The 21,909-nt window shown below is 70.7% G+C and carries 20 protein-coding genes and 2 pseudogenes; 8 read left to right on the top strand and 14 right to left on the bottom strand.

All coding sequences use genetic code 11. The annotated features are described in order from the left end of the window. Positions 1–111 precede the first annotated feature (111 nt). Positions 112–720 carry a sigma-70 family RNA polymerase sigma factor gene (locus tag I8N67_RS25060; RefSeq protein ID WP_234046248.1) on the bottom strand — a complete coding sequence of 203 codons (609 nt, stop codon included), beginning with the start codon at positions 718–720 and terminating at the stop codon, positions 112–114. 135 nt (positions 721–855) lie between these two features. Next, positions 856–1,500 carry a hypothetical protein gene (locus tag I8N67_RS25055; protein ID WP_200305750.1) on the bottom strand — a complete coding sequence of 215 codons (645 nt, stop codon included), beginning with the start codon at positions 1,498–1,500 and terminating at the stop codon, positions 856–858. A 328-nt stretch (positions 1,501–1,828) separates the two neighbouring features. Between I8N67_RS25055 and I8N67_RS25050 the strand changes: the two are divergent. Further along, positions 1,829–2,017: pseudogene (locus I8N67_RS25050) on the top strand (potassium transporter TrkA); the annotation flags it as partial. A 384-nt stretch (positions 2,018–2,401) separates the two neighbouring features. Here I8N67_RS25050 and I8N67_RS25040 read toward each other — a convergent pair. Together I8N67_RS25040 and I8N67_RS25035 are read right to left on the bottom strand one after the other, a co-directional pair. Then, positions 2,402–2,890 (bottom strand): hypothetical protein, encoded by a 489-nt coding sequence (locus tag I8N67_RS25040; protein WP_200305748.1) that lies wholly within the window; start codon positions 2,888–2,890, stop codon positions 2,402–2,404. 9 nt (positions 2,891–2,899) lie between these two features. Beyond that, on the bottom strand, positions 2,900–4,348 hold the full coding sequence (locus I8N67_RS25035) for an NsdA family TPR-like regulatory protein (protein WP_200305746.1): 1,449 nt from the start codon (positions 4,346–4,348) through the stop codon (positions 2,900–2,902). Positions 4,349–4,858: 510 nt separating this feature from the next. Here I8N67_RS25035 and I8N67_RS25030 point away from each other — a divergent pair. From I8N67_RS25030 to I8N67_RS25020, 3 genes are read left to right on the top strand one after another with little or no spacing between them, the layout of a single operon-like run. After that, positions 4,859–5,083 carry a hypothetical protein gene (locus I8N67_RS25030; protein ID WP_200305744.1) on the top strand — a complete coding sequence of 75 codons (225 nt, stop codon included), beginning with the start codon at positions 4,859–4,861 and terminating at the stop codon, positions 5,081–5,083. Further along, a complete protein-coding gene (locus I8N67_RS25025) occupies positions 5,080–5,274 on the top strand; it encodes a hypothetical protein (RefSeq protein WP_200305742.1) in 195 nt (64 codons plus the stop codon). Before I8N67_RS25030 ends, I8N67_RS25025 begins: the two co-directional genes overlap by 4 nt. Beyond that, positions 5,271–5,429, top strand: coding sequence for a hypothetical protein (locus I8N67_RS25020; protein WP_200305740.1), 159 nt, complete (start codon positions 5,271–5,273; stop codon positions 5,427–5,429). Before I8N67_RS25025 ends, I8N67_RS25020 begins: the two co-directional genes overlap by 4 nt. Before the next feature lie 267 nt (positions 5,430–5,696). Here I8N67_RS25020 and I8N67_RS25015 read toward each other — a convergent pair. After that, positions 5,697–6,026 (bottom strand): annotated as a pseudogene (locus I8N67_RS25015) (GTP-binding protein); the annotation flags it as partial. A 15-nt stretch (positions 6,027–6,041) separates the two neighbouring features. Then, the gene (gene rpmF, locus I8N67_RS25010) at positions 6,042–6,212 is read right to left on the bottom strand and encodes a 50S ribosomal protein L32 (RefSeq protein ID WP_200305738.1); all 171 of its coding nucleotides are present in this window, start codon (positions 6,210–6,212) and stop codon (positions 6,042–6,044) included. 185 nt (positions 6,213–6,397) lie between these two features. Here rpmF and I8N67_RS25005 point away from each other — a divergent pair, with 185 nt between their 5' ends. The 3 genes from I8N67_RS25005 to I8N67_RS24995 all read left to right on the top strand — a co-directional run bounded on the left by I8N67_RS25005 (position 6,398) and on the right by I8N67_RS24995 (position 8,750). Beyond that, positions 6,398–7,420, top strand: a complete 1,023-nt coding sequence (locus I8N67_RS25005) for a permease (RefSeq protein ID WP_200305736.1) — start codon at positions 6,398–6,400, stop codon at positions 7,418–7,420. Beyond that, positions 7,417–8,166 (top strand): TIGR03943 family putative permease subunit, encoded by a 750-nt coding sequence (locus tag I8N67_RS25000; RefSeq protein WP_200305734.1) that lies wholly within the window; start codon positions 7,417–7,419, stop codon positions 8,164–8,166. The genes I8N67_RS25005 and I8N67_RS25000 overlap by 4 nt, the downstream gene beginning before the upstream one ends. 89 nt (positions 8,167–8,255) lie before the next feature. After that, positions 8,256–8,750 (top strand): hypothetical protein, encoded by a 495-nt coding sequence (locus tag I8N67_RS24995; RefSeq protein ID WP_200305732.1) that lies wholly within the window; start codon positions 8,256–8,258, stop codon positions 8,748–8,750. Between the two features lie 30 nt (positions 8,751–8,780). Here the strand turns inward: I8N67_RS24995 and I8N67_RS24990 are convergent, their stop codons facing one another. The 8 genes from I8N67_RS24990 to I8N67_RS24955 form a co-directional block, all read right to left on the bottom strand. Next, entirely contained in the window at positions 8,781–9,566 is a 786-nt protein-coding gene (locus I8N67_RS24990; RefSeq protein WP_307835369.1) for a glycosyltransferase family 2 protein, read from the bottom strand. Between the two features lie 165 nt (positions 9,567–9,731). Next, entirely contained in the window at positions 9,732–13,832 is a 4,101-nt protein-coding gene (locus I8N67_RS24985; RefSeq protein ID WP_200305728.1) for a WD40 repeat domain-containing protein, read from the bottom strand. 568 nt (positions 13,833–14,400) lie between these two features. Then, positions 14,401–14,688, bottom strand: coding sequence for an SCO5918 family protein (locus I8N67_RS24980; protein ID WP_200305726.1), 288 nt, complete (start codon positions 14,686–14,688; stop codon positions 14,401–14,403). Positions 14,689–14,747: 59 nt separating this feature from the next. Then, the gene (locus I8N67_RS24975) at positions 14,748–15,086 is read right to left on the bottom strand and encodes a CBS domain-containing protein (RefSeq protein WP_234046254.1); all 339 of its coding nucleotides are present in this window, start codon (positions 15,084–15,086) and stop codon (positions 14,748–14,750) included. Between the two features lie 143 nt (positions 15,087–15,229). Beyond that, positions 15,230–16,777 carry a DEAD/DEAH box helicase gene (locus I8N67_RS24970; protein WP_200305721.1) on the bottom strand — a complete coding sequence of 516 codons (1,548 nt, stop codon included), beginning with the start codon at positions 16,775–16,777 and terminating at the stop codon, positions 15,230–15,232. A gap of 315 nt (positions 16,778–17,092) precedes the next feature. Beyond that, positions 17,093–17,296 (bottom strand): cold-shock protein, encoded by a 204-nt coding sequence (locus tag I8N67_RS24965; protein ID WP_031482971.1) that lies wholly within the window; start codon positions 17,294–17,296, stop codon positions 17,093–17,095. A 220-nt stretch (positions 17,297–17,516) separates the two neighbouring features. Continuing rightward, positions 17,517–17,891: a MerR family transcriptional regulator gene (locus I8N67_RS24960; protein ID WP_200305719.1), complete on the bottom strand. Its 375-nt coding sequence runs from the start codon at positions 17,889–17,891 to the stop codon at positions 17,517–17,519. A gap of 295 nt (positions 17,892–18,186) precedes the next feature. Next, positions 18,187–20,139: a rhamnogalacturonan lyase family protein gene (locus tag I8N67_RS24955; protein ID WP_200305717.1), complete on the bottom strand. Its 1,953-nt coding sequence runs from the start codon at positions 20,137–20,139 to the stop codon at positions 18,187–18,189. Positions 20,140–20,600: 461 nt separating this feature from the next. Here I8N67_RS24955 and I8N67_RS24950 point away from each other — a divergent pair, with 461 nt between their 5' ends. Then, a complete protein-coding gene (locus I8N67_RS24950) occupies positions 20,601–21,779 on the top strand; it encodes a cytochrome P450 family protein (RefSeq protein ID WP_200305715.1) in 1,179 nt (392 codons plus the stop codon). Positions 21,780–21,909 lie beyond the last annotated feature (130 nt).

The following is a 21,909-nucleotide window of genomic DNA, read 5'->3' as shown; positions in this document are numbered from 1 at the left end:
CGCAGTTCCCCGCGCCCCTGAAGGCGAAAAGCACGGGGCGCAGCCCCTGCTTTTCAGGGGCGCGGGGAACTGCGCGACAAGCCCCCACGCACCCGCAGCCAAAATCGGGGCTCAGGCAGACAGCAGTTGCACAAGCGTCGCCCGAGCCCGCGCCACACGCGACCGCACGGTACCGATAGGACAGGAGGTCAACTCCGCCGCGTCCTCATAGGACAACCCGAGCACCTGCGTGAGCACGAACGCCTCACGCCGCTCATCCGGCAGAGCCCCCAGCAGATCGACAAGCGCGACCCCGTCGTCGAACCCGGGCAACCCCCGAGGCTGAGCCCGCTCGACAGCCACCCGCCAGTCCGCCGCGTCCGACAACCGCGGCCGAGCCGCCGCATACCGAAAGCTGTCGGTCACCGCCCGCCGGGCGATGGACAGCAGCCACGTGCGGGCCGAACAACGCCCCTCGAACCGATGCAGACTGCCGAGCGCCCGCAGAAACGTGTCCTGGGCCAGATCGTCGACCGCCTGCGGATCGGCGCACAGATGGGCGACGAACCGCTGCACGTCCCGGTGCAGCGCACCGACGAACCGTTCGACGGCCTCGGGGTCACCCCCACGAGCGGCGAGCGCCCAGGCGGTTATCGACTCGTCGGTCGTGGCCGACCTCGGCTGGGGGACGGAGGCGGGCAGGGGAGTAAGGGTGATCACGTGGTGTCCTTCGCGGAGCATCCGGAATCCGGACCGCCGGCACGGGCACGCGCGGCGGTTCGGTGAGGGAGGAGGAACCGGCCGTACGGCACGCGCTTCGGCGGCGTACGGCCGAGGCCCGAGGCGCGTAGAGCGGCCTCGGGGCACCGGCTGTCGTCAGATGACAGCGGTTCCGGCGGGTGGACCCCGAGAGGTGATCGCATGGACGAGGAGGAGCCGCAGCGGCGAACGGTCGGAGCGTCCGCGGCGTACCCGCGGACGCGGCCGCTCCGGTGCGGCGGGCAGCGCGAGCGACAGTCGCAGCGGCGCGGCCAGCCAGCCGGCCACGGCCCGCAGCAGATCGAAGGCGGCGCGTTCGCCGCTCGCCAGCCACAGCCCGCACAGCAGCGCGGCCAGCAGATGCGCGGCGACCATGCCGGACGAGGTGCCGTCGAGGAAGTACCCGGTGGGGTTCGCATGGTTCATGTGACCGGCCGCGCCCGTGTGGACCGTGTGAATCATGTGGGCGGAGCCCATGTCCATGGAACCGCCCGAGCCCATCGGGCTCGACGACTGCGCCAGCTCGAAGCCGGCGTGAAGGGCCGTCTGGGCGGTGACCACGACGGACGTGATGAGAGGGAGGCCGCGTTCACGTCCGGCCAGGAACCAGCCCACGGCGCCGGTCGCGGCGGCCCCGGCGGACAGCGCCCACCAGGGCACATGGTTGCCGGACATCATCACGTGGCCCAGGGCGGCGAGCAGCACACAGACGGCCGCGAACATCGCGGCTCGTACTGTGCGGGAACCCCACCCTGCGGTCATGGCGCCCCATCCTCGCATCCGGACACCGGTCGTCACCCCGTCCTTCTTGAGTACGGATGTCCACCCGTCGTCGCACTCACACCGTCAACTGTGATCTGGATCACGCGCGAAGGAACCGGCTGCCCCGATGAGGCAGTCTTCTGCCTCGTGGGGAGCCCTTCGCGACAGAGCAGCCAGAGCAGCCATACCGGTCCGGGCAGACAGGCGGGTCCGGCCGACGCGGGCGGTACGACCGGCACAGCGGCACCGTCCGCCGCTCCGGTCGGCGTCGGCCCGGACCGAGCGGACAGAGCGGGAGGGGAGGCCAGCCGCCGACTCCGGCGCGCACATGGTCGTCTGCGGTGACGACGGGTTGGCGCACCGGCTCGCCGCCCAACTGCGGAACGTGTACGAGGAGCAGGTGACGCTCGTCGTGCCGCCCACCGCGCGGGTCGCGCAGCGGCCGGTGGTGGGGCGCGCCCGGGCCGCCGCCGCGCTCCTCGACCGGGTGTCCGCCGTGGTCAACAGGGCTGCGGGCGCCGCCGTCGACGTGCTGGTCATCTGGAGCGTGGCCGCCGTGGCGGTCGCGGGCCAGGCCGCGCTGGTCTGGAGGACGTTCCGGGGCGTGCGTCGGATTGTCGACCGGATGGATGACTTGGTTGACGACTGGCACGGTGTGCCCGAACGGCCGGGTGTGCCGGGACGGTTGGGCGTGATGGCGCGCCTGCGTCAGATCGCGGTCCGTCTGACCTCCGTCGAGCACGAGCTGCAGCCCCCAATAGCGGGCAGTCGCTGAGGGACGCCGTGGACTGGGTCGACGCCCGTACATGGACCCTCACAGCCGACACCGACAACACATGACACTGTGCCCCCTGCACGGCCCTCACGGGTCGTGCAGGGGGCACGTCGTCGTTCTGCTGATTCAGCTCCGACGTGCTGCGCCGTCCGGCCAGACGACGTCGACGGGCAGACCGGATTCCTGTGCCTCGATGACGGTGTCAGCAGTCCCGCCTCCCTTGCTGTTTGGCGGCTCGCCGTTCCATACAGCCATCAGGCGGTCGGCTCGCTCCAGCAATGTGCGGTTGGCGTCCCCATAGGCGGCTCGGTTGGCTGTCTCGTTGGGGAGTACGAGCACCTCGGAGGCTGCCGCAGCGAGCCGGTCGAAGGTCGCCGCGTGGTCCGGCTTGACCTTGTTCCGGCGGTAGTCCTGTGAGGGGATGACCGCGACCAGGCGTCCGCCGACCTCAAGGACGGCCTCGGCGAACAAGGAGTCGGCGCCCTTGGCGATGCAGGACACACCTGTCAGCTCGCCATCGGCGTACGGCTTCAGCGCTTGCCGTAGTGCGTCGCGCACCAACGGCACGCTGGCCTCGGTCAGGTCCATGTGCCCGGTCACGGCGATGGTGGTCACGTTGCTCCTTCAGCTCGACAGCAGCTCGCGGATCATAGTGCGTGCCTCGCCCACTGCGCGCGACGTACTCCGACCGACGGTGTACGGGTACAGCTGGCCAAGCTGGGCTCGCACTCGGCTGGACTGTGTGCGCGACGCGGCGTCGACCGCACTGCGGGTGTGCTCGACGGCGCCCGCCACGTCTCCGACGAGGAAGTGGCACTCGGCCAGGCCGATCAGGTCGAGGGCGTGGCTTCGGCCGGCCTCCGGCCCTCGCCTTGACAGGGCCTGGCGGATGGATCCAGCGGCGGCCTCGGCGTGGCGATGCGGGTTGTTGCGGGCCATGTCGAGCAGGCGGCCACCAGTCACGCCAGCCAGCTCGGCGCTGTCGAAGTAGGCGATCCAGTACGGCTCCTGCCCGGCTTCAGCATCCGTTAGCGCCGCGACGGCTTCGTCAGTGGCCCGTTGAAATGCCGCAGAGCGACCGAGCGCGGCGTATGCCCAGGCCTCCCGGGTGTGGAGCATGGCTCGCACGCGCGGGCCCGAGTCCCTGCCCGATCCCTTCTGCGCGAGGTGCACTAGTTCAAGGGCGTCCTGCGGCCGGTCACGGTAGAGCATCTGGCGGGCCATCCCTGCCAGAACGTTGGCGCCGAACGCACGGTCCGCTCCAGCGTGCGCCGCCCGCAGAGCCAGGCGGTAATAGTCCTGGGCCCGCTGTTGATACCCGGAGTCCCACGCCATCGTGGCCGCCATGCCTCCGAGCTGCGCCATCACCCGGTACAGACGCTGCTCCACGACGGGTGCCTGGTGCTCTTCGAGGTGGGCCGCAACCTCGTTGAGCTGTCCGACGACAGCCTTGCGACGAAGGCCTCCGCCGAACTTGTGGTCCCAGGCCCGGAACGCCCGGGTGGTGGCCTCCAGCTCTTCAACGTCTCGCTTGTCGAGTCGTCCGCGCTTGGGCGACGGGTCGGCCGCGATGGTCGGCTGTAGCCAGGCTTCGAGTGGATCCAGAAGGGCGGTGCCTCCCATGGCGGCGCCGGCTAGGGCGCGCGTGGCTGCGCGGCGATCCATCACGAGGTCGTTCCTGGTCAGTTCTGATGCCAGGTGCACGGTCGTGGTGGGGCGCCAGGGAGCTTCGTCAACGGGGAGCCCTGTGGTCGGCGGCTTCGGTGGGTCGGGGTCGTCGGACTGCCTCTCCCACGGACGCTCTGCGAGTCCGACCATGCGGCCCGGAATCCGTAGCCCGTCAGCGATGCGGCGAATCACCTCGAAGCTTGTCACCTGCTGTTGCCCGCTGATGATCGTGCTCACCTTGCCGGGCGTGAGCTGGCAGGCCGACGCGATCCTGTTCTGGGAGAGGCCGCCCCACTTCTTGACGAGGGTGAAGGCAGCAGCGAAGTCGTGCTCTGCCAGAGCTCGCTTGACGTCGTCTCGGTCGAGGATCTCGGGGGCGAGCGGGCCAGGGGGTGTGGCGTCCATGGTGGCCAACTTCCGGAGTGATCGTATGCACGGGGGCTGCCCGCGCTGAATCAGAAACGAGTGTATTACCGCCTCGGTAACACCTGCTGGTCATCCCGGAGTTGCGTGCAGGACGCGAGTCTCAATGCGTGAACGGAACTGACCCCGGCAGCTGCCAGCAACAGCCCCGGGGCATGGCCGATCTAGTAAGGAGATCGACATGCATTGTGTATCACATGCACTCAAAAGGGTGATGAAACACCTGTTCGCAGTGCGACTGCCCAGCGAAGTCGCCTGCAGCGCCCCGGCGCCGGAAGCCAGTCCACGCCCGACCGGGGCCACTTCACCTGAGACATGGGGCGCGCTCCTGGCGACAGCCCGACGCCGCAGAGCCCCTCACCTGTGGCCGTGCCCTGGCCTCCCCGCCGTCGAGGACGACTCCATCACCGGCGCCCTCGTGCGCGCCTACGTGCTACCGGAGGACGCGAGGACCCGAACTCTGGCCTCTCCGACGAGGGAGGCCCGGTGACCATGACCGCGTTCAAGCCGAGCCTCGGCGACATCGTCAAGGACACCAAGCGGGACAGGATCGGCCGGGTCATGGGCCACGAGGGGCCGTACGTACAACTCCGGCCGCCCGGCGGCGGGCGGGAGTGGGACGCGAAGCCGGAGCACATTCGCCAGGCCACGCCCGGCGAGGCCCTGAGCGCGGGCGTGGCAGCGGCCAACGCTCGGTCTAGGGGTGATCTGTCATGACGTCAGTCGACTCCACGCCCGCCGTGCAGGCGGCGTACGGGGAGCTGATCAAGCACGCTGCGGCCTGCTGGGCCTGCAAGCTGATACGGGACAAGGGCATCAAGCTCGGCAACGGCATGTGCATCAATGGCGACCGCCTGATCGAGGCCCATAGGGCGGCGCGGCGCGCGGCCCGCAAGGAGGGCACATGATCTGCGGACGCTGCCAGAAGCCGATCCGGGGCGACGAGGAGCACACGACGTACGTCCCGGACTCGGGAACAGGCGCTGCCCCCACGGTCTATCTCCACGCGGAGCTGTGCCCCCAGCCCCCGACACAGCCCGCCCCGATCTCCCTCCGCCACTGACTCCCCGGCGCCGGCCCTCTTGGGTGGCCGGTGCCGGGATTCGGGCCGCCCGGGGGATCGCCCCTCACTGAGGGGTCGGGTGGCCGGTGACCCGCCGCCGCTGTCCGGCGGGTCACTCACTTCATCAAGGGGCTCCCCACGTACATCCGCGCTACCAAGGAGACCTGTAGTGAAGCCTGATCGCCGGTTCCTCGTCGGCTACCTCGCTGTGCTGTTCGGCCTGGGTGGGATCCTCGTGTGGGCCATCGCCGGTTGCGGGTGTGAGTGAGGTATCTGCTCCGAGATTCCGCTGCTCTCGATGAGCAGGTAGTCGAAACGGCCCTCGCGGGCCAGTCGGTCCACCTCCTCCAGCAGATCGTCGCGCAGGGTGCAGCAGATGCAGCCGTTGGTCATCTCGACCAGCCGCTCCTTCGTGCACGACAGCGCGGCCTCGCCGCCGCGCACGAGGGCCGCGTCGATGTTGACCTCGCTCATGTCATTGACGATGACCGCCACCCGCAGCCCCTCGCGGTTGGCGAGGGCATGGTTGGGAAGGGTGGTCCTGCCCGCGCCGAGGAAACCGGAGAGCACGGTGACGGGGAGCCGTTCGTAGGCCATGACCTGATCCGGCCCTCAGCCCGTGGGCTGGATCAGCCCGCGCTCGTACGCCTTCAGTAGCCGCTGCGGTACGAGATAAGTGGCGCCGTCGACCGTGAACGGCACCAGCTGCGGGGTGCTCGCCTTCCACTGGGCGCGGCGGTGGCGGGTGTTGCTGCGGGACATCTTCCGCTTGGGTACGGCCATGGCACTCTCCTCGACGAACGACAGGCGACTCCCCGAGACGCTACATGAAAATGGATTCCATTACGAAGAAGGGTCGGCGCACCGGCCATGAGCAACCCCGCCCCGCCAGCCGTATGACCACAGACAAGGGCGAACCAGCCCGCACAGCCCAGCCGTTCCATACGGAGGTACCGTCCCCCGTGGTCATGACCAAGGAAGAAGCCCCCCGCACACCGGACTCACCCGACTCACCGGACTCACCCGACTCGCCCCACCGCAGCCGACACCTCGACGCCCCCCTCGTCCTCACCATGCTGCTGATCCTGGCGGTCGTCGCCCAGGACCCCCTGCGCGGCCTGCTGGACGCCCCCGTGACGCAGAGCTGGATGACCGTGTTCGTGGCGGTGGTCGTCCAGGCCCTGCCGTTCCTGGTGCTGGGCGTACTGCTGTCGGCGGTGATCGCGGTGTTCGTGCCGGCGTCGTTCTTCGCCCGCGCCCTACCGAAGCGCCCCGCGCTGGCGGTGCCGGCGGCGGGCCTGGCCGGTGTCGTGCTGCCGGGCTGCGAGTGCGCCTCGGTGCCGGTGGCGGGTGCGCTGGTGCGCCGGGGTGTGACGCCCACGGCGGCGCTCGCCTTCCTCCTCTCCGCCCCGGCGATCAACCCGATCGTGCTGACCGCGACCGCCGTCGCGTTCCCGGGGAACCCCGAGATGGTGCTGGCCAGATTCGTGGCGAGCCTGCTGGTGGCGTGCGCGATGGGCTGGCTGTGGCAACGGGTGGGCCGCGGCGAGTGGATGCGCCCGCCGGAGCGCCCGTCCTACGAGGGCCAGAGCAAGGGTGCGGCCTTCTGGGGCTCGGTACGGCACGACGTGATGCACGCGGGCGGGTTCCTGGTGGTCGGCGCGATGGCGGCGGCCACGCTCAAGGCGGTCGTCCCGGCGAGCTGGCTGAACGCCGCCGCCGACCACCCGCTCATCGCGATTCTCGCCCTGGCGGTCCTGGCCGTACTGCTCTCGATCTGCTCCGAGGCGGACGCGTTCGTGGCCGCCTCGCTGACCCAGTTCTCCCTGACCTCCCGGCTGGCCTTCCTGGTCGTCGGCCCGATGATCGACCTGAAACTCTTCGCCATGCAGACCGCCACCTTCGGCCGCGCCTTCGCGCTCCGCTTCGCCCCCGCCACGTTCGCCCTCGCGATCTTGGTGTCGGCCCTCGTCGGGGCGGTGCTCCTGTGAACCGCCAGGCCCAGACCGTCGTCCTCCTCCTCACCGGCGGCGCCCTCCTCCACGCCGGCTTCACCGACCTCTATCTCCGCTACGTCAAGGCCGGCCTGCAGCCGCTGCTGATCAGCGCGGGCGTGGTGCTGATAGCCGTGGCGATCGCGACGCTCTGGTACGACCGCCGGACCACCCGCCACAGCCAAGCCCAGACCCAGACCCAGGGCCACGAGCACGAGCAAGCCCACGCACACCACGAACCCCGAGTCTCCTGGCTCCTCGTCCTCCCCCTCCTCGCCCTCGTCCTGGTCGCCCCGCCCGCCGTCGGCTCCTACACCGCCATGCGCACCGGCGCGGCCCTCCAGCAACAGCCCTGGGGCTACCCCACGCTCCCCGCCGACGGCACCCTCCGCCTCAGCGTCGCCGACTACGCGGGCCGCGCGGTCTACGACAAGGGCCGCGCCCTCGCCGGCCGCCCGCTCAAGGTCACCGGCTTCCTCGCCCTGGACGGCGCCGGCACCCCGTACCTCGTCCGCATGGCCCTCAACTGCTGCGCCGCCGACGCCCAGCCCGTCAAGATCGCCCTCTCCGGCGAACTCCCGGCCGTCCTCCGCCCCGACACCTGGATCGAGGTCACCGGCACCTACACCCCCAAACAGACCAAGGACCCGGTCAACGGCACCGCCGTCCCCTTCCTCGACGTCACCACCACCAAGCCGGTCAAGGCCCCGCAGGACCCGTACGACGAGGCCTGGAACGGCTGACGGTCGTGTTGCCGCCACGCACCCTGGCTAGCTGACGGCCCGTCAGATACCGTCAGCCGTAACGCCGTACCGCGAAGGGATGAGCAGGGATGAGCGCCGTGCAGACCCGCCCCGACAGTCCGCAGCCCCCCGGCACCCCGCGCTGGGTCGCGATGTTCTACCAGCCCTCCTCGGCCTCCTGGCGGGTGGGCGCCCAGTCGCCGTACCGCTTCCCCGTGGTGTACGCGATGGGGGAGATGAGCCAGACGCTGCGGGCGCGCGGTGAGGATCCGGCCGTCACGCTGTGGGGCCCCAAGGGCGGGGAGGGGGAGGACGGGCAGTGGGAGCGGCACGACCCGTCGGCCGTCGCCGCGCCGCAGCCCCAGGCCGTAGAGGCCAAGGCCCCCGGCGCCGCACCCGGCAAGTTCGAGGAGCGGATGACCGGCCGACGGCAGCAGGTGCTCATGGCCGGGCTGAGCAAGGCGGGGCTGTACGACCTCGGGCCGGACGACCTGGCCGCCGTACGGGCGGTCGTGGACGGGCTGGACGAGACGACCGTCCGCAGGGTCGCCCACTGGCTCACCGCGTCCGGCGGTGACCGGTAGCGGTCGAGCGAGCGGTCCGGCGGCGAACCGTCACCGCCCTGTGCCGGCGCCCACCGCTTCGAGGCGGTCCGGGTAGCTCCAGCGGAAGTTCGCGAGGGCGCGGGCCCTGGCCTCTATCACCGCCATCCGGGCGTTCCGCTCGGTGGAGTCGGTGTGGGCGCTCTGGCCGGTCGCCTGGCCCTCCCACTTGCGGTAGAGGAGGCCGACCTCGGCCGAGAACCAGCCTCGGCTCACGGAGTCGAGCGCGAGGAGCAGGCCGGTGTCCTCGGAGGCCGGGAGGGCCATCCAGCCGCCGAGGGCGAGGGCGAGCTGGCGGCGGACGAAGAGTGTCGCGGGGTGGACGGGCGCGAGAAAGCCGTGCGCCGTCCAGTGGCCCAAGACGGACCCCCGTTCGATCGGGCCGTGCCCGGGGTCGCCGGGAAAGCCGACGGTGGAGCCGTCGGGCAGGACGTCCAGGACGCGTGAGGTGGCCCAGCCGATGCTGTGGTCCGCTTCGAGGGCGGCCAGATCGCGGGCGAGCGTGCCCGGGGTGAGCCGGTCGTCGGCGTCCAGGACCTTCACGTACGCGCCGTCGGCCTGCGAGAGGGCCATGGTGCGGGCGACTCCGGGCCCGCCGGGGCGGCCCTGGCGGAAGGTCACGCGGTCGTCGTCGGGAACGTACGGGACGACGTCGGCCGAGGTGCCGTCCTCCTGGATCACCCAGTGCCAGTCCCAGCCGCGCGGTAACTCCTGCTCGCACAGCGACTTGTGCGCCTCGGTGAGGAACGGGGCCGAGGGGGCGTGGACGGCGGTGACGACGACGATGCGCCGGGTCACGGCTGAACCACCCACCATCCGTCGAACGCCACGCAAAGCGCCCGGTCGCTGGCGACGGGGGATGCACCAGCGACCGGGCTATGGCCAAGGCTAACAAGGCTGCCCGCGCGACGGGAGCAGACTGCTCGGGTACGTCGAGCAGTTGTGATCGGTATCACGTACACGTCAGCGCTCACCGCACGGCGGTTCGTACGGCAACCGGGGCAGATATTCGTCCCATTTCTCCCGGGTGAGCACCCCGCGGGTCGTCCCGCAGATGTGCTGTACGGCCTCGTCGGCGTCCAGATTCCACAGCCGTACGGTGTCCGCGCCGCTGGAGACCCCGAGCATGTGGCTCCTGGGGCTGAAGGAGAGGAAGTTGCCGGTCCTGGCGTGGGGGCTCATCGACTGGCCGATGGGGGAGGCGTCGGCGGGGTCGGTGACGTCCCACAGGCGGACGGTGTTGTCGTTGCCGCCGCTGGCCAGTGTCCTGCCGTCCCGGCTGAAGGTCAGCGACACGACCGCCTCGGTGTGGCCGGTGAGGGCGGAGCCCAGCCGGGTCGCGTCGCGTGGGTCGCCGACGTTCCACAGGCGGACCGTGTCGTCGTCGCTGCCGCTGGCCAGGGTCCTGCCGTCCGGGCTGAGGGCGAGGGTGTTGACCGGGCCGCGGTGGTCGGTGAGGGGTTCGCCGAGCCGGGTGGCGCGGTCCGGATCGGCCACGTTCCACAGACGGATGGTGCCGTCCGCGCTGCCGCTGATGAGCGTGCGGCCGTCCGGGCTGAAGACGAGGGAGAGGAGATAGCCCTTGTGGCCGCTGAGCCGCCTGCCGAGCGGCACGGGCCGGGACGGGTCGCTGACGTTCCACAGCTGGATGGTGTGATCGTCGTAGGGGGTGGCCAGCGTGCGCCCGTCCGGGCTGTAGGTCATCGCGTCGGCGTAGCGGGTCCGCAGTGTGACGGGCGACCCGTGGGGGACCGGGTGGGTGGGATCGCTGACGTCCCACAGGCGCAGCACCCGGTTTCCGGCCACGACCGCGAGCGTGCGGCCGTCGGGGGAGAAGGTCAGGGTGCGGTTGCCGCCGTCCTTGGCCATGAACGGTTGGCTCAGCCGTACGGGCCGGCCGGGCTCCCGCACGTTCCACAGCCGGATCCGGCCGTCGCGCCCGGCCGTGGCGAGCACCTGCCCGTCCGGGCGGAACACCCCGTTCTGGCCGACCACGTCCGAGGCCGGTATCGACCACAGCCGGATCTTGCTGTCGCCGCTCCCGGTGGCGAGGGTCCGGCCGTCGGGACTGAAACCCAGGGCGTACATCTCCCCGCTGGCCCCGGCGAGCGGCTCGCCGACCTGCGAGGGGAACGCCGGGTCGTCGACGTTCCACAGGCTCGCCGTACTGTCCGCGCTGGCGGCGGCGAGCAGACCCCCGTCGGGACTGAAGGCCACCGACCAGATGGGTCCGGTGTGCCCGGTCAGCGGTGAGCCGAGCGCACTCGCGTGCCGCGGATCGGCAACGTCCCAGAGCCGGACCGTGTTGTCGGAGCTGCCGCTGGCCAGCGTCTTCCCGTCGGGACTGAAGGCCACGGAGTGCACCAGGCCCGTATGGCCTTCGAGCGCGGTGCCGAGCGGCGCCGGATCACGCGGATCGGCCATGTCCCACAGACGGACGGTGTCGTCGTCGCCCCCGGTCGCCAGCGTCTTCCCGTCGGGACTGAACGCGACGGCGCGTACGGGAGCGGTGTGCCCGGTGAGCGGCGCGCCGAGCGCCGTCGCGTGCGCCGGGTCGCTCACGTCCCACAGCCGGACGGTGCGGTCCTCACCCACGGATGCCAGCGTCTTCCCGTCCGGGGAGAAGGCGAGCAGATAGATCGTGCCGTCGTGCCCGGTCAGCGGCGCGCCGAGCGTCCGCGCGGCACCCGGGTCCCGTACGTCCCACAGCCGGATCGTGCCGTCGTCGCCGGCGCTGGCGAGCGTACGGCTGTCCGGACCGAAGACAGCGGTGCTCACCCAGCTCGTGTGCCCGGTCAGCGGCTTGCCCAGGGCCTTGGGCCGGGACGGGTCCGCCACGTCCCACAGCCGTACGGTCCGGTCGTAGCTGGCGGTGGCCAGGCGCTTGCCGTCCGGGCTGAAGGAGGTGAGGTAGACGGCGCCGCCGTGGCCGAGGAGCGGGGTGGCCAGGGGCGCGTTGACGATCGAGACGAGCCGGTTGTTCGTGCCCTCGTCGTCCGGCCGCAGCCTGTGCGCCACCAGGTCGAGCTGGGCGGACAGCGACGGGTCCGTGTACTGGACCCGATCGGCCTCGGCGACCACCTGTTCGAACACCGCGTCGTTGCGCTGCTGCCACGCCACCACCGCCGAGCCGACGGCCACCAGGGAGAGCACCACCAGCGCCGCCACGGCACTCCGGCTGATCCAGACGGTACGCCGGCGCAGCCGGACCGAGGCGGCCAGGAACTCCACCGCGCTCCGGGTCAGGAAGGTGTTCCCGGCGGACTTCGCCCAGGTGTGGGCCTGTTCGAGGCGTGAGCCCCGGTAGAGCAGCGAGGTGTCCCGCTCGGAGTCCTCCCAGGCCCGGCCGTCCTCCTCCAGCCGCTGCCGCAGCAGATGGTCGTTGCGCCCCTCGTCTATCCAGCCCCGCAGCCGGGGCCAGGCGTGCAGCAGTGCCTCGTGGGTGATCTCCACGGTCTCCGAGTCGAGCGTCACCAACCGGGCGCGGACCAGCGCCTCCAGCGACTCCTCCGTCTTGTCCGGGTCCGCCGACCCGTCCGCCAGCTGCCGCCGCGTGCCGCGCCGCCGTGTGGCCTGTGTGTCCTCGCCCAGCCGGACCAGCCGCAGCAGAAGCAGCCGCGCCGCCGTCCGGGCCGCCGGGTCCAGCCCCGACCAGGCCTGCTCAGCGGTCGCCGCCACCGCGCCCTGGATACCGCCCGACGCCCGGTACCCGGCCAGCGTCAGCCGCCCGGCCTTCCGCCGCTGCCAGGTCACGAGCAGCGCGTGCGACAGCAGGGGCAGCCCGCCCGCGTCGTGCGCCCCCCTCGGCCCGTCCGCGCTCACCTCGCGCACGATCAGCTCCGCCAGCCCCGGCTCCAGCTCCAGCCCCACCGCCTTGGCCGGCCCCGTCACCGCCTCCCGCAGCTCGGCGACGGTCAACGGCCCGAGCACCATGTGCCGATGCTGCAACGCGTCCGCCAGCTCGGGATACCCGAGGCACTGCTCGTAGAAGTCGGCACGGACACCGAGGACTACGAGGACGGGGGCCGGTTCGTGCGGAGTGCCCGGACCGTCCGGACCGTCCGGACTGCTGGGAGTGCCTGGTGTGCAGGCCGCACTGAGGAGCTGGACGAAGGTGCGCCGGTCGGCCTCGTCGGCGGAGAGGGTGAAGGTTTCCTCGAACTGATCGACGATGAGGACGGGGCGGGTGGTGGGGGTGGTGGAGCCGGGGATGGAGGCGGACGTCTCGTCGCGCGCCCCCGCTCCCGCCGCCCGCGCCCGCGTACGCGCCCACGCCCCGATGGCCTCCCGCACCGCCTCGGCGAACAACGGCGTACCGGGCTCGTACGCGGCGGACACGACCCGCCCCAGCTCCGGTATCCGCCGGGTCAGCTCCCCGAGCGGATCGGCTCCCGGCACGAGCTGCAGCACCTCGCCCGCCCCGCTGCCGCCGAGGGCGCCGTCGCGCACCGCGGGCACCAGACCGGCGTTCAGCAGGGAGGACTTCCCGGCGCCCGAGGCGCCCACGAGCATGACCAGGCCACCCGTCCGCTCCGCCGCGCGCAACTGGGCGACGAGGGCGTCGGTGCTGCGCTCTCGCCCGAAGAACCAGCGGGCGTCCTGCTGCCGGTACGAGGCCAGTCCCCGGTAGGGGCAGACGCCGCCCGGCACGGACGGTCCCTCGGCCGGCGGTTGCTGCTCGTCCTCTCCGGGGGCGGACCCGGCGACCGCCGGGCGCTCACCGGCGGGGTCGGCGAGCGCCTGCTCCCACAGCCGCTGCCACTGGCCCATGTCGTACAGCCCCTTGGACACCGGAGCGGGCCGCGCCCGCCGCGCCTCGGGGATCAGCACCTGCAGTACGGCGGCGAGGGCGGCGAAGTTCGCGGGCACGTTCTTGGCCCGCCGCCAGTCACTGATCCGCTGGGCGGAAACCCGTACGGGCCGCCCGCGTTCGTCGACCCGCTTGAGCCGGACGACCGACTCCGCGACGCTTTTGAGGGGAGGATTGCCCGCTTCCTTGTAGAGCAGCGCGAGACGCTCCGCGAAGGCTGTGCGTGCCCCTGAGTCGTAACTCAAGGCATCCATCCCTGACCTTTCCCGCTGCCTGGACATCCGGACCGGAAAACTCACTTTATATGGCTGACCTGCGGCGAAGCCTTCGCCGGACGTCCGGACCCTCCTCGCCGGGCCCCCCGACTGGCAGGATCAAGACCAAGCCGTGTACCACTCAAGTACCCGCCGGGCGCCGCCCGTGCAGGCCAACCGGCGCAGCGCCCGCAGAGACCACGCACGAGTCCGTACGTTTTCGGTCAGCTTCAGCGACGACACGCTCCGCAGATGTCCACACCCGTCCACCACCGTCCTCGATCCACGTCCTCGGACGCGGATCGGCACCCCCGCACCGTTCGGCACCGGTCCCCACGTGGGGAGGGACCGGTGCCGGACGGAAGCGATCGCTATATAGCCAGGTGCATACAGGTGTTCACGTACAAGTGCGTAGGTATGCAGGGCGCGTAGGCGCGTAGGTATGCAGATATCTATGTGCGTGCTCAGACGGAACGAAGCTGCTCGGCCGTACTGGCCCGAGCAGCCGACGTCCCCGACAGCATGGGAGCGGCGCCGAGCTGTCGTCGGTCGCCGCTGCCCAGGGGTATCACCAGCCCAGCGCGCTCTGGTCGGATCGGGCCTCCCAGGCCTGCGGGGCCGGGGGCGCGTCGTGGCAGGTGAAGCCGAGCCGGGTCAGCGCGCGGCGCATCTCACCGACGGTGAAGTCACGGCGGTTCTGATTGGTGATCACTTCCCCGACCTGCATCACCGGGAAGACACGGCTGCCGATGGTCACGGACACGCCTTCGACGGGCTCGGGAGTGACGCTTCCCATCGAGTGCTCGACCTCACTCTTGGTCAGGTCGAAGGGGAATCGGGCGATGACACAGCGCATGCGTGCCTCCACAGGCTGGGGATGGAACTCCGGAGGGGTGGTCGACCGCGCGACGGCGGTCAGGGCGTCAGAGCGAGGACGCCCAGGGCGAAGCCGTACTCGTCGATCACGGGGGACACGTCCAGTGTCCGGACCCGCATGGCGTCTTCCGCCTCGCCGAGAAAGGACATGGACGAGGTGAACGGTCCGCGGTCGAGCGGGATGTCCCGCAGCCGCGTCCGGTCGCCGTACCAGGGGCCGCCGCCGCGGTGCGCGGCGAGCTGAGCCCGGGTGACCAGTCCCGCGCACCGGCCGTCCTCGTCCCGGAGCAGCAGATGCGGGACGCGGGCGCCGATGAGCACGGAGAGAGCCACGTCGACGGTCATGTGATCGTCCACCTGGGGCCCGGGAGCGTGCATGGCGTCACGGGCGGTCAGGTCCGTACCGGCGCAGGCGGGAACGGGCGTCACGGGCTTCTCCTCTTCGTCGGGGTGGTCGGGGTGCCGGGACGAGCGAAGGCTCGTCCCGACCGCTGGGAACCAGTCCCCGGGTCCTGGCCCGGCTATTGGCTGTTCCGCGGGGCGGAGCGACGGGGTCGGCCGCCCCCCTGTCCGCCTCGGCTGCCCCGACCGCGGCCGGGGGCACCCGAACGCGCGCGTCGTTCGGAGGCCGGCGCGGCGGGCGCGGCGACGATGACGGGCACGCCGGAGGGGGTCCGGGCGCCGGTGATGCGCTGCAGTTCGGCCTCGCCCGGGCGGACCCGCACGGCGTTGGCGGTGATGCCGGCGTCGGCCATCAGCCGGTCCATCGCCCGCCGCTGGTGAGGCAGGACGAGGGTGACGACCGTGCCGGACTCACCGGCCCGGGCGGTACGGCCGCCGCGGTGGAGGTAGTCCTTGTGGTCGCCGGGCGGGTCGACGTTGACGACGAGGTCGAGGTTGTCGACGTGGATCCCGCGGGCGGCGACATTGGTGGCCACGAGGACCGTGACGTGGCCGTCCTTGAACTGTGCGAGGGTCCGGTTGCGCTGCGGCTGCGACTTGCCGCCGTGCAGGGCCGAGGCGCGTACGCCGACGGACAGCAGGTGCTTGGCCAGCCGGTCCGCCGCGTGCTTGGTGTCCAGGAACATGATCACCCGCCCGTCGCGGGCGGCGATCTCGGTGGCGGCGGTGTGCTTGTCGGCGTCCGCCACGTGCAGCACGTGGTGCTCCATGGTGGAGACGGCGCCCGCGGACGGGTCGACCGAGTGCACCACGGGGTCGTGGAGGTAACGCCGTACCAGGAGGTCGATGTTGCGGTCCAGGGTGGCCGAGAACAGCATCCGCTGGCCGCCGGGGCCGACTTGGTCGAGCAGTTCGGTGACCTGTGGCATGAAGCCCATGTCGGCCATCTGGTCGGCCTCGTCCAGCACCGTGATGGTGACCTGGTCCAGCCGGCAGTCGCCCCGCTCGATGAGGTCCTTGAGCCGGCCGGGCGTCGCGACGACGACCTCGGCCCCGCCCCGCAGCGCACTCGCCTGCCGGCCGATCGACATCCCGCCCACCACGGTGGCGAGCCGCAGCCGCATGGCACGGGAGTACGGGGTGAGCGCGTCGGTGACCTGCTGCGCGAGTTCCCGGGTGGGTACGAGGACGAGAGCCAGCGGCTGCCGGGGCTGGGCCCGCTTACCGTCCAGCCGGGCCAGCACGGACAGACCGAAGGCGAGCGTCTTGCCCGAGCCCGTACGCCCCCGGCCGAGGACGTCCCGGCCGGCCAGCGAGTTCGGCAGCGTGGCCGCCTGGATCGGGAACGGGACGGTCACGCCTTCGGTGCCGAGCGCGGTCAGCAGCCGTTCGGGCATGTCCAGTTCGGCGAACGTCCCGACCGCCGGCAGCGGCTCGGTGATTGTCACCGGCAGCGCGAACTCCTGCCGGCGCGCGCCGGAGCGTGCCCCTTGACCGCCATTGCGGCCACCGGTCGGACGAGAACCGAACGGACGCGAGTCCTGCGTACGGGAGCGACTGCCGCGGCCGGAGCCTGCCGAGCCGGCGGCACCTCGCTCTACTCGCTCCGCGACTCTCTCCGTGCGATGACGACCGGAACTGCCGCCGGTACGACGGGTGCGGTTCATAGCGGAACCTTCCTCGATGCGGCACGTATCGAGGAATTCCGCCCGGCGGTGGAGAGCCGCACGAGGATTCACAAGAATGAGCCGAAGAAAATACAAAAAGCCGAGCTGATCAGCGCTGCGGCCGACCCAGTCGGCGGTGCGCGAAACTCAGAACCTCGGGAACCCATGAAGCCGGGAACTCAAACACCCGGATACCTCATGAACCCACAGACCTACAGACTTCCGGATCGATGGACCCTCGAAATCTGGAAAAGCAATGGGCTGAGGCCCGCACCCCAAGAGCGCGGGCCCCAGCCACAATAATTCGCGTCAGCGTCAGGCGGGAACGATGTTCTCGGCCTGGGGGCCCTTCTGGCCCTGCGTGACGTCGAAGGTAACCTTCTGGCCTTCCTGAAGCTCGCGGAAGCCCTGGGTGGCGATGTTCGAGTAGTGGGCGAAGACGTCCGGGCCGCCACCCTCCTGCTCGATAAAGCCGAAGCCCTTTTCCGCGTTGAACCACTTCACGGTGCCAGATGCCATATTGAATCTCCCTTGGGGCAGTGTTCGAAGTCCGTACTTTGTGGACCCCGAGTCGCCGCGATGATCGCCCCTCCGGAAAGATTCTTTGAAACATCCGGAAAGCTTTGCTAAGAAAACAAGTCTCTGAAACAAGTCTCTGGCAACCAAAACTGCAACTGTTATCACGTTAACACAGGTCGGGAGGGATCTCCCATGTGTTTCGATGATCAACCGGGAAACCTCACCCGGCCGGAGGGTGAATTTCTGCACCGGCGGCAGCAGGTATCTGCCCCGCCTCGCCCAGCTTCCGGCGCATGTCCCGGTTCAGGCGGAGGGCGTCGTCCAACTGGTCCTCAAGAGAGATGATCCGGCACGCGGCCTCGATCGGCGTCCCCTGATCGACCAGCTCACGGACCCGCCCGGCGACCCGCAACTGCCGCCGCGAGTACCGTCGATGCCCTCCCTCCGACCGTAGGGGAACGATCAGCCCGGCCTCCCCGACGGCCCGGAGGAACGCAGGCGTGATCCCGAGCACGTCAGTGGCCCGCCCCATCGTGTAGGCGGGGTAGCCGTCGTCATCGAGACGGCCGACGACAGAAGCGTTCTCGGCGGACATGACACCTTCGTTCCAGGACGCCGCAACGACCGTGCCCCTCGCACCACTCGAGCTACGCCCGTTCCAACACCAACTACTTGTCTCGCCCGCCAACCCTAGCGCCGCCGAGTCCGGACATGTGATGCGGCCAAGACAGAATTCTGGCCGACCTCGGCCCGCGCACGTACTCGGCCCGCGCACTGTGACTGTCGCCGCATTGCCGCATCTCCGTGCCGCCGCATTTCTGTGCCGCCGTGCCGCCCGTGCGCGGAGACCGAGGCGCCCGGCGCGCGCCCGGCGACCCGCGCCCGTTGGCCTACTTGCCGGGGCCGGCCGGACGGACCGGCGCTCCCGTGGTGACGGCGGCGGAACCGCTCCCCGCGTAGGCGATGTTCGGCCGGGGCGGCTGGGCCATGCCGGCTCCGAGGAAGTAATCGGGGTGGTGGGACTGCAGGTATCCCTTGAACGTCATGGCGTTGCGATAGGCGGGGTTGTGCGCCGGCGTGTACAGCCGGGTGGTCGTCGGCTGGTTCGTGGAGAAGACGATCAACTCGTCGTAGGAGGCGTTGGTGTACACGGCCTCCTCGCGCCAGTCGCCGAGGATGTCGCCGACGAAGGTGGGCTGCACACCCTGGGCGGCGTCGACCGCGCCGTAGTTCCAGGTGCTGACCAGCCGGGGCAGGCTGCCGCTCGGCGTCGGGTTCGCCGGGTCCCACTGCTCGATCTTGCCGTCGTTGAGCAGCTCCATGGTGAGGTCACCGTCCCACCACAGGCCCAGCTGCGGCCAGGGGCGCAAGGACGCGTTCGGCTCGGCGAGCGTGTTGGCGGGCGCGTTGTACAGACCCGAGAAGGACCAGACCTCCATACCGGGGTGGCGCGGGTCGACGTCGCCCGCCATGCCGCGCCCGACGTCGGCGGGACTGCCGGTGTGCTTCCAGATGACGGAGCCGGTCGCGGCGTCGTAGTAGTACTCCAGCAGGCCGCTCGGATTGTCCTGCTGTACGCCGTAGCCCTCAAGGCCCGGACGGGCGGGGTCCATGTCCGCGATGTGGAAGCGGTCGCCGTGGATGATGCCCTGGGGCGCCATCGAGTAGCGCAGCGAGCCGTTGCCGTCGAGTACGAATCCGATCTCGGCGACCTCGTCCGTCCCGTCACCGTTGACGTCGATGGCGCGCGTGTTGTGCCCGTCGGGCGCGTCCTGGCTGCCGCGCAGCCACGTCCACTGGCGGTCCAGCGAGTCGCCGTCGAACTTCCAGGCGCCCATCATCAGGTTGAACGACCCGTCGTCGCGCCGGTTCTTCATGTAGGCGACCAGGCTCGGCGTGGTGCCGTTGAGATACGCCACCCCGAGACGCGCGCCCATCGGACCGTCGCCCAGATAGGTGGTCGGCACCGCGGACCAGTTGCGGAGCGCTCCGGTCCGGCCGTCGAGGACGGCCATGAACTGACGCGCGTCGTCCGCGTGCGTCCAGGTCGTCCCGTCGCCGAAGGTGACGCCGTCGGCGATCCGCAGGGCGACCTCCGCGCGGCCGTCGCTGTCGAAGTCGTAGACCGTGACGCCGTCCCAGTGGCCCAGGTCGATCGCGGACGACCCCGGCTCGATGTTGTCCTGGTTCTGACTGTTCGGTCCCAGGTCGACCTCCCAGAGGAAGTCGCCGTCGCCGCTGTAGGCCTCAAGTGTCTGGGGGGAGGTCTGCCGGTCCACCACGTAGTCGTACTCACCGTCGCCGTCGAGGTCGCCGACCCAGACGAACTTCACCGGGCCGCCGGAACGTAACGGCACGCGGACCACGGGCTCGGTGGCGTGGTCGGCCGTCAACGTGAAGGCCCCGCTGGGCGCCTGCTCCTGGCCGCTCACGACCGGGGTCACTCGGTAGCTGTTGGACCGCGTCAGGTCGGCGGTGGAGTCGACGTAGTTCGTTCCGCCCGTCAGGACACCGGCATTGAGCTTGACGTACGCGCCACCCCCGGTGGACCGATACACGTTGAAGCCGAGCCCCTCAGGGTCGAGCCCCAACAACCGCCAGGACACCAGCACCTGGGCGGCGCCGGAACGCACCGCCACGACCCCACGCCCGAGGTTCTCCATCACTCGCGCGGCTCGCACGGCCGTGCCGCCGGCTGTGGTGGTGGCCGTGGTCGCGCTGGGCGAGGCGGGGTTCGTGGGGCCGATGCCCAGCGTGGCGCAGACGGCCAGAACCGCCGCGAGGGTGAGAGGGGCGGCCCGGTGGGCTGCTCGGCGGCGTTTCAGGGGCTTATTGCTAATCATGTGCATGACAATCCACTCCCTGGAGCTGCTCGCGGTCGGGGTGCGGGTGGGCTGCCCGGGTCGGGACGGGGCGGGGCGGGGCGGGCAGAGTCGGGCAGGGTCGGCCCCGGTTGGAAACCCGGGAGAGTTAAATCGTTTACACATCTGCGATGGAAGCACCGTGATGAGTACGCGTCAAGATTGCCGGCGCGGTGACGTCGGGGGAGCTTGCCGAGCCCCATCTCATCAGGTCATTGCCCTGACGGACGAAGCGACGCGATCCCTGACCACTATTGACGAGCCCAGTCACAGGCACGCCCATCGACTGGAAGCGTTTGCATGCAGGTGTGCGCCAGAAGGCCCGGCACCTCGCCAGACCACCCCCCGCCACCGCCTCTCTTCGTCGCCCACGCCTACTCGCAGGGCGAGATCGCACGTACCGTCACTGACGTACTGGCCCCCTCGGGAACGGACCCGCCGGCGTGACCGACCCATTGCAGGACCCGCGGTTCTTCGCCGATCCCTACCCGACCTACGCCCGCCTGCGAGACGCGGCGCCGGTGCGGAAGGTGCCCACCGGTTCGGAAGGGCGCCACAGCTACCTGGTCACGGGCTACGCGGAGGCCCGGGAGGCATTCACCGACGCTCGCCTCTCGAAGAACACCACGCGGTTCTTCGCGGGTCGGCCGTCGCGGCGCGACCTTCATCAGGCCGTCTCCCAGAACATGCTGGCGACCGATCCCCCGCAGCACGCACGGCTGCGGGCGCTGGTGACGAAGGCGTTCACCACCGGCGCCGTCACGCGGTTACGCCCCTACATCGCCGGCCTGGTCGACGAGTTGCTCGGCGCCTGGCCGGAACACGGACCGGTGGACCTCGTCGCCAGCCTCGCGGTACCGCTGCCGGTCACCGTCATCTGCCAGATGCTGGGCGTACCGGACTCCGACCGTCGGCTCGTGCGCACCTGGTCGAGCGACCTGTTCGCCGCCGGAGACCCCGCCCGGATCGACGCCGCCTCCCATGCCATCGCCGGCTACATGACCGACCTGGTCACCTCCACCCGCGACTCACCCGGCGAGAGCCTGCTGGACGACCTCATCGCCGTACGCGACGGCCAGGACCGGTTGACGGAAGACGAACTCGTCTCACTCGCCGTCCTCCTCCTCGTGGCCGGCCACGAGACCACCACCAACTTCATCGGCAACGCGGCCCTGGCTCTTCTGCGACACCCGGAGGCGCTCGCACGGTTGAGAGCCGAGCCGCAGCTCCTCGGGAGCGCGCTGGACGAGTTGCTGCGCTTCGACTCGCCGGTCGGGATCGCCACGTTCCGCTACAGCACGGAAGCGCTCACGCTCGGCGGGACCATGATCCCCGCAGGCGTTCCGGTACTCATCGCCCCCGGCGCCGCCAACCGCGACCCCAGCCGATTCCCGGACCCGGACTACCTCGATCTCACCCGCCGCCCCACCGGACACCTTGCCTTCGGCCATGGCATCCACCGCTGCCTGGGAGCCCCTCTCGCCCGAGCCGAAGCCGAACTCGCACTCGGGGCGCTGATCTCCCGCTTCCCCGACGCCCGGCTCGCCGTCTCCACCGAGCAACTGAACTGGCGACACACCCGCTTGATGCGCGGCCTCACCTCCCTCCCCCTCACCGTGTGACACCGAGGCGTGGACACGGGAACCCAGGCACCCCCGGCCCCGCACCACGTACCGGTCACGCCCCCGGCGCGCGACAAGCCATGCTCCGAATGAGCCGGCGTCGAGTTGCCCTTCCAAGCTCGTCTCCGCC

It is taken from the genome of Streptomyces adelaidensis (assembly GCF_016598475.1).
GTDB classification, from domain to species: Bacteria; Actinomycetota; Actinomycetes; order Streptomycetales; family Streptomycetaceae; genus Streptomyces; species Streptomyces adelaidensis.
This window is presented reverse-complemented; position numbering and strand designations above follow the sequence as displayed.

Excerpts from the sequence above, each read along its gene's own strand:
- I8N67_RS25060 (WP_234046248.1), bottom strand. The coding sequence starts at position 720 with ATGCTCCGCGAAGGACACCACGTGATCACCCTTACTCCCCTGCCCGCC.
- I8N67_RS25055 (WP_200305750.1), bottom strand. The coding sequence starts at position 1,500 with ATGACCGCAGGGTGGGGTTCCCGCACAGTACGAGCCGCGATGTTCGCG.
- I8N67_RS25035 (WP_200305746.1), bottom strand. The coding sequence starts at position 4,348 with ATGGACGCCACACCCCCTGGCCCGCTCGCCCCCGAGATCCTCGACCGA.
- I8N67_RS25030 (WP_200305744.1), top strand. The coding sequence starts at position 4,859 with ATGACCGCGTTCAAGCCGAGCCTCGGCGACATCGTCAAGGACACCAAG.
- I8N67_RS25025 (WP_200305742.1), top strand. The coding sequence starts at position 5,080 with ATGACGTCAGTCGACTCCACGCCCGCCGTGCAGGCGGCGTACGGGGAG.
- I8N67_RS25020 (WP_200305740.1), top strand. The coding sequence starts at position 5,271 with ATGATCTGCGGACGCTGCCAGAAGCCGATCCGGGGCGACGAGGAGCAC.
- rpmF (WP_200305738.1), bottom strand. The coding sequence starts at position 6,212 with ATGGCCGTACCCAAGCGGAAGATGTCCCGCAGCAACACCCGCCACCGC.
- I8N67_RS25005 (WP_200305736.1), top strand. The coding sequence starts at position 6,398 with ATGACCAAGGAAGAAGCCCCCCGCACACCGGACTCACCCGACTCACCG.
- I8N67_RS24995 (WP_200305732.1), top strand. The coding sequence starts at position 8,256 with ATGAGCGCCGTGCAGACCCGCCCCGACAGTCCGCAGCCCCCCGGCACC.
- I8N67_RS24985 (WP_200305728.1), bottom strand. The coding sequence starts at position 13,832 with ATGGATGCCTTGAGTTACGACTCAGGGGCACGCACAGCCTTCGCGGAG.
- I8N67_RS24980 (WP_200305726.1), bottom strand. The coding sequence starts at position 14,688 with ATGCGCTGTGTCATCGCCCGATTCCCCTTCGACCTGACCAAGAGTGAG.
- I8N67_RS24975 (WP_234046254.1), bottom strand. The coding sequence starts at position 15,086 with ATGCACGCTCCCGGGCCCCAGGTGGACGATCACATGACCGTCGACGTG.
- I8N67_RS24970 (WP_200305721.1), bottom strand. The coding sequence starts at position 16,777 with ATGAACCGCACCCGTCGTACCGGCGGCAGTTCCGGTCGTCATCGCACG.
- I8N67_RS24965 (WP_031482971.1), bottom strand. The coding sequence starts at position 17,296 with ATGGCATCTGGCACCGTGAAGTGGTTCAACGCGGAAAAGGGCTTCGGC.
- I8N67_RS24960 (WP_200305719.1), bottom strand. The coding sequence starts at position 17,891 with ATGTCCGCCGAGAACGCTTCTGTCGTCGGCCGTCTCGATGACGACGGC.
- I8N67_RS24955 (WP_200305717.1), bottom strand. The coding sequence starts at position 20,139 with ATGATTAGCAATAAGCCCCTGAAACGCCGCCGAGCAGCCCACCGGGCC.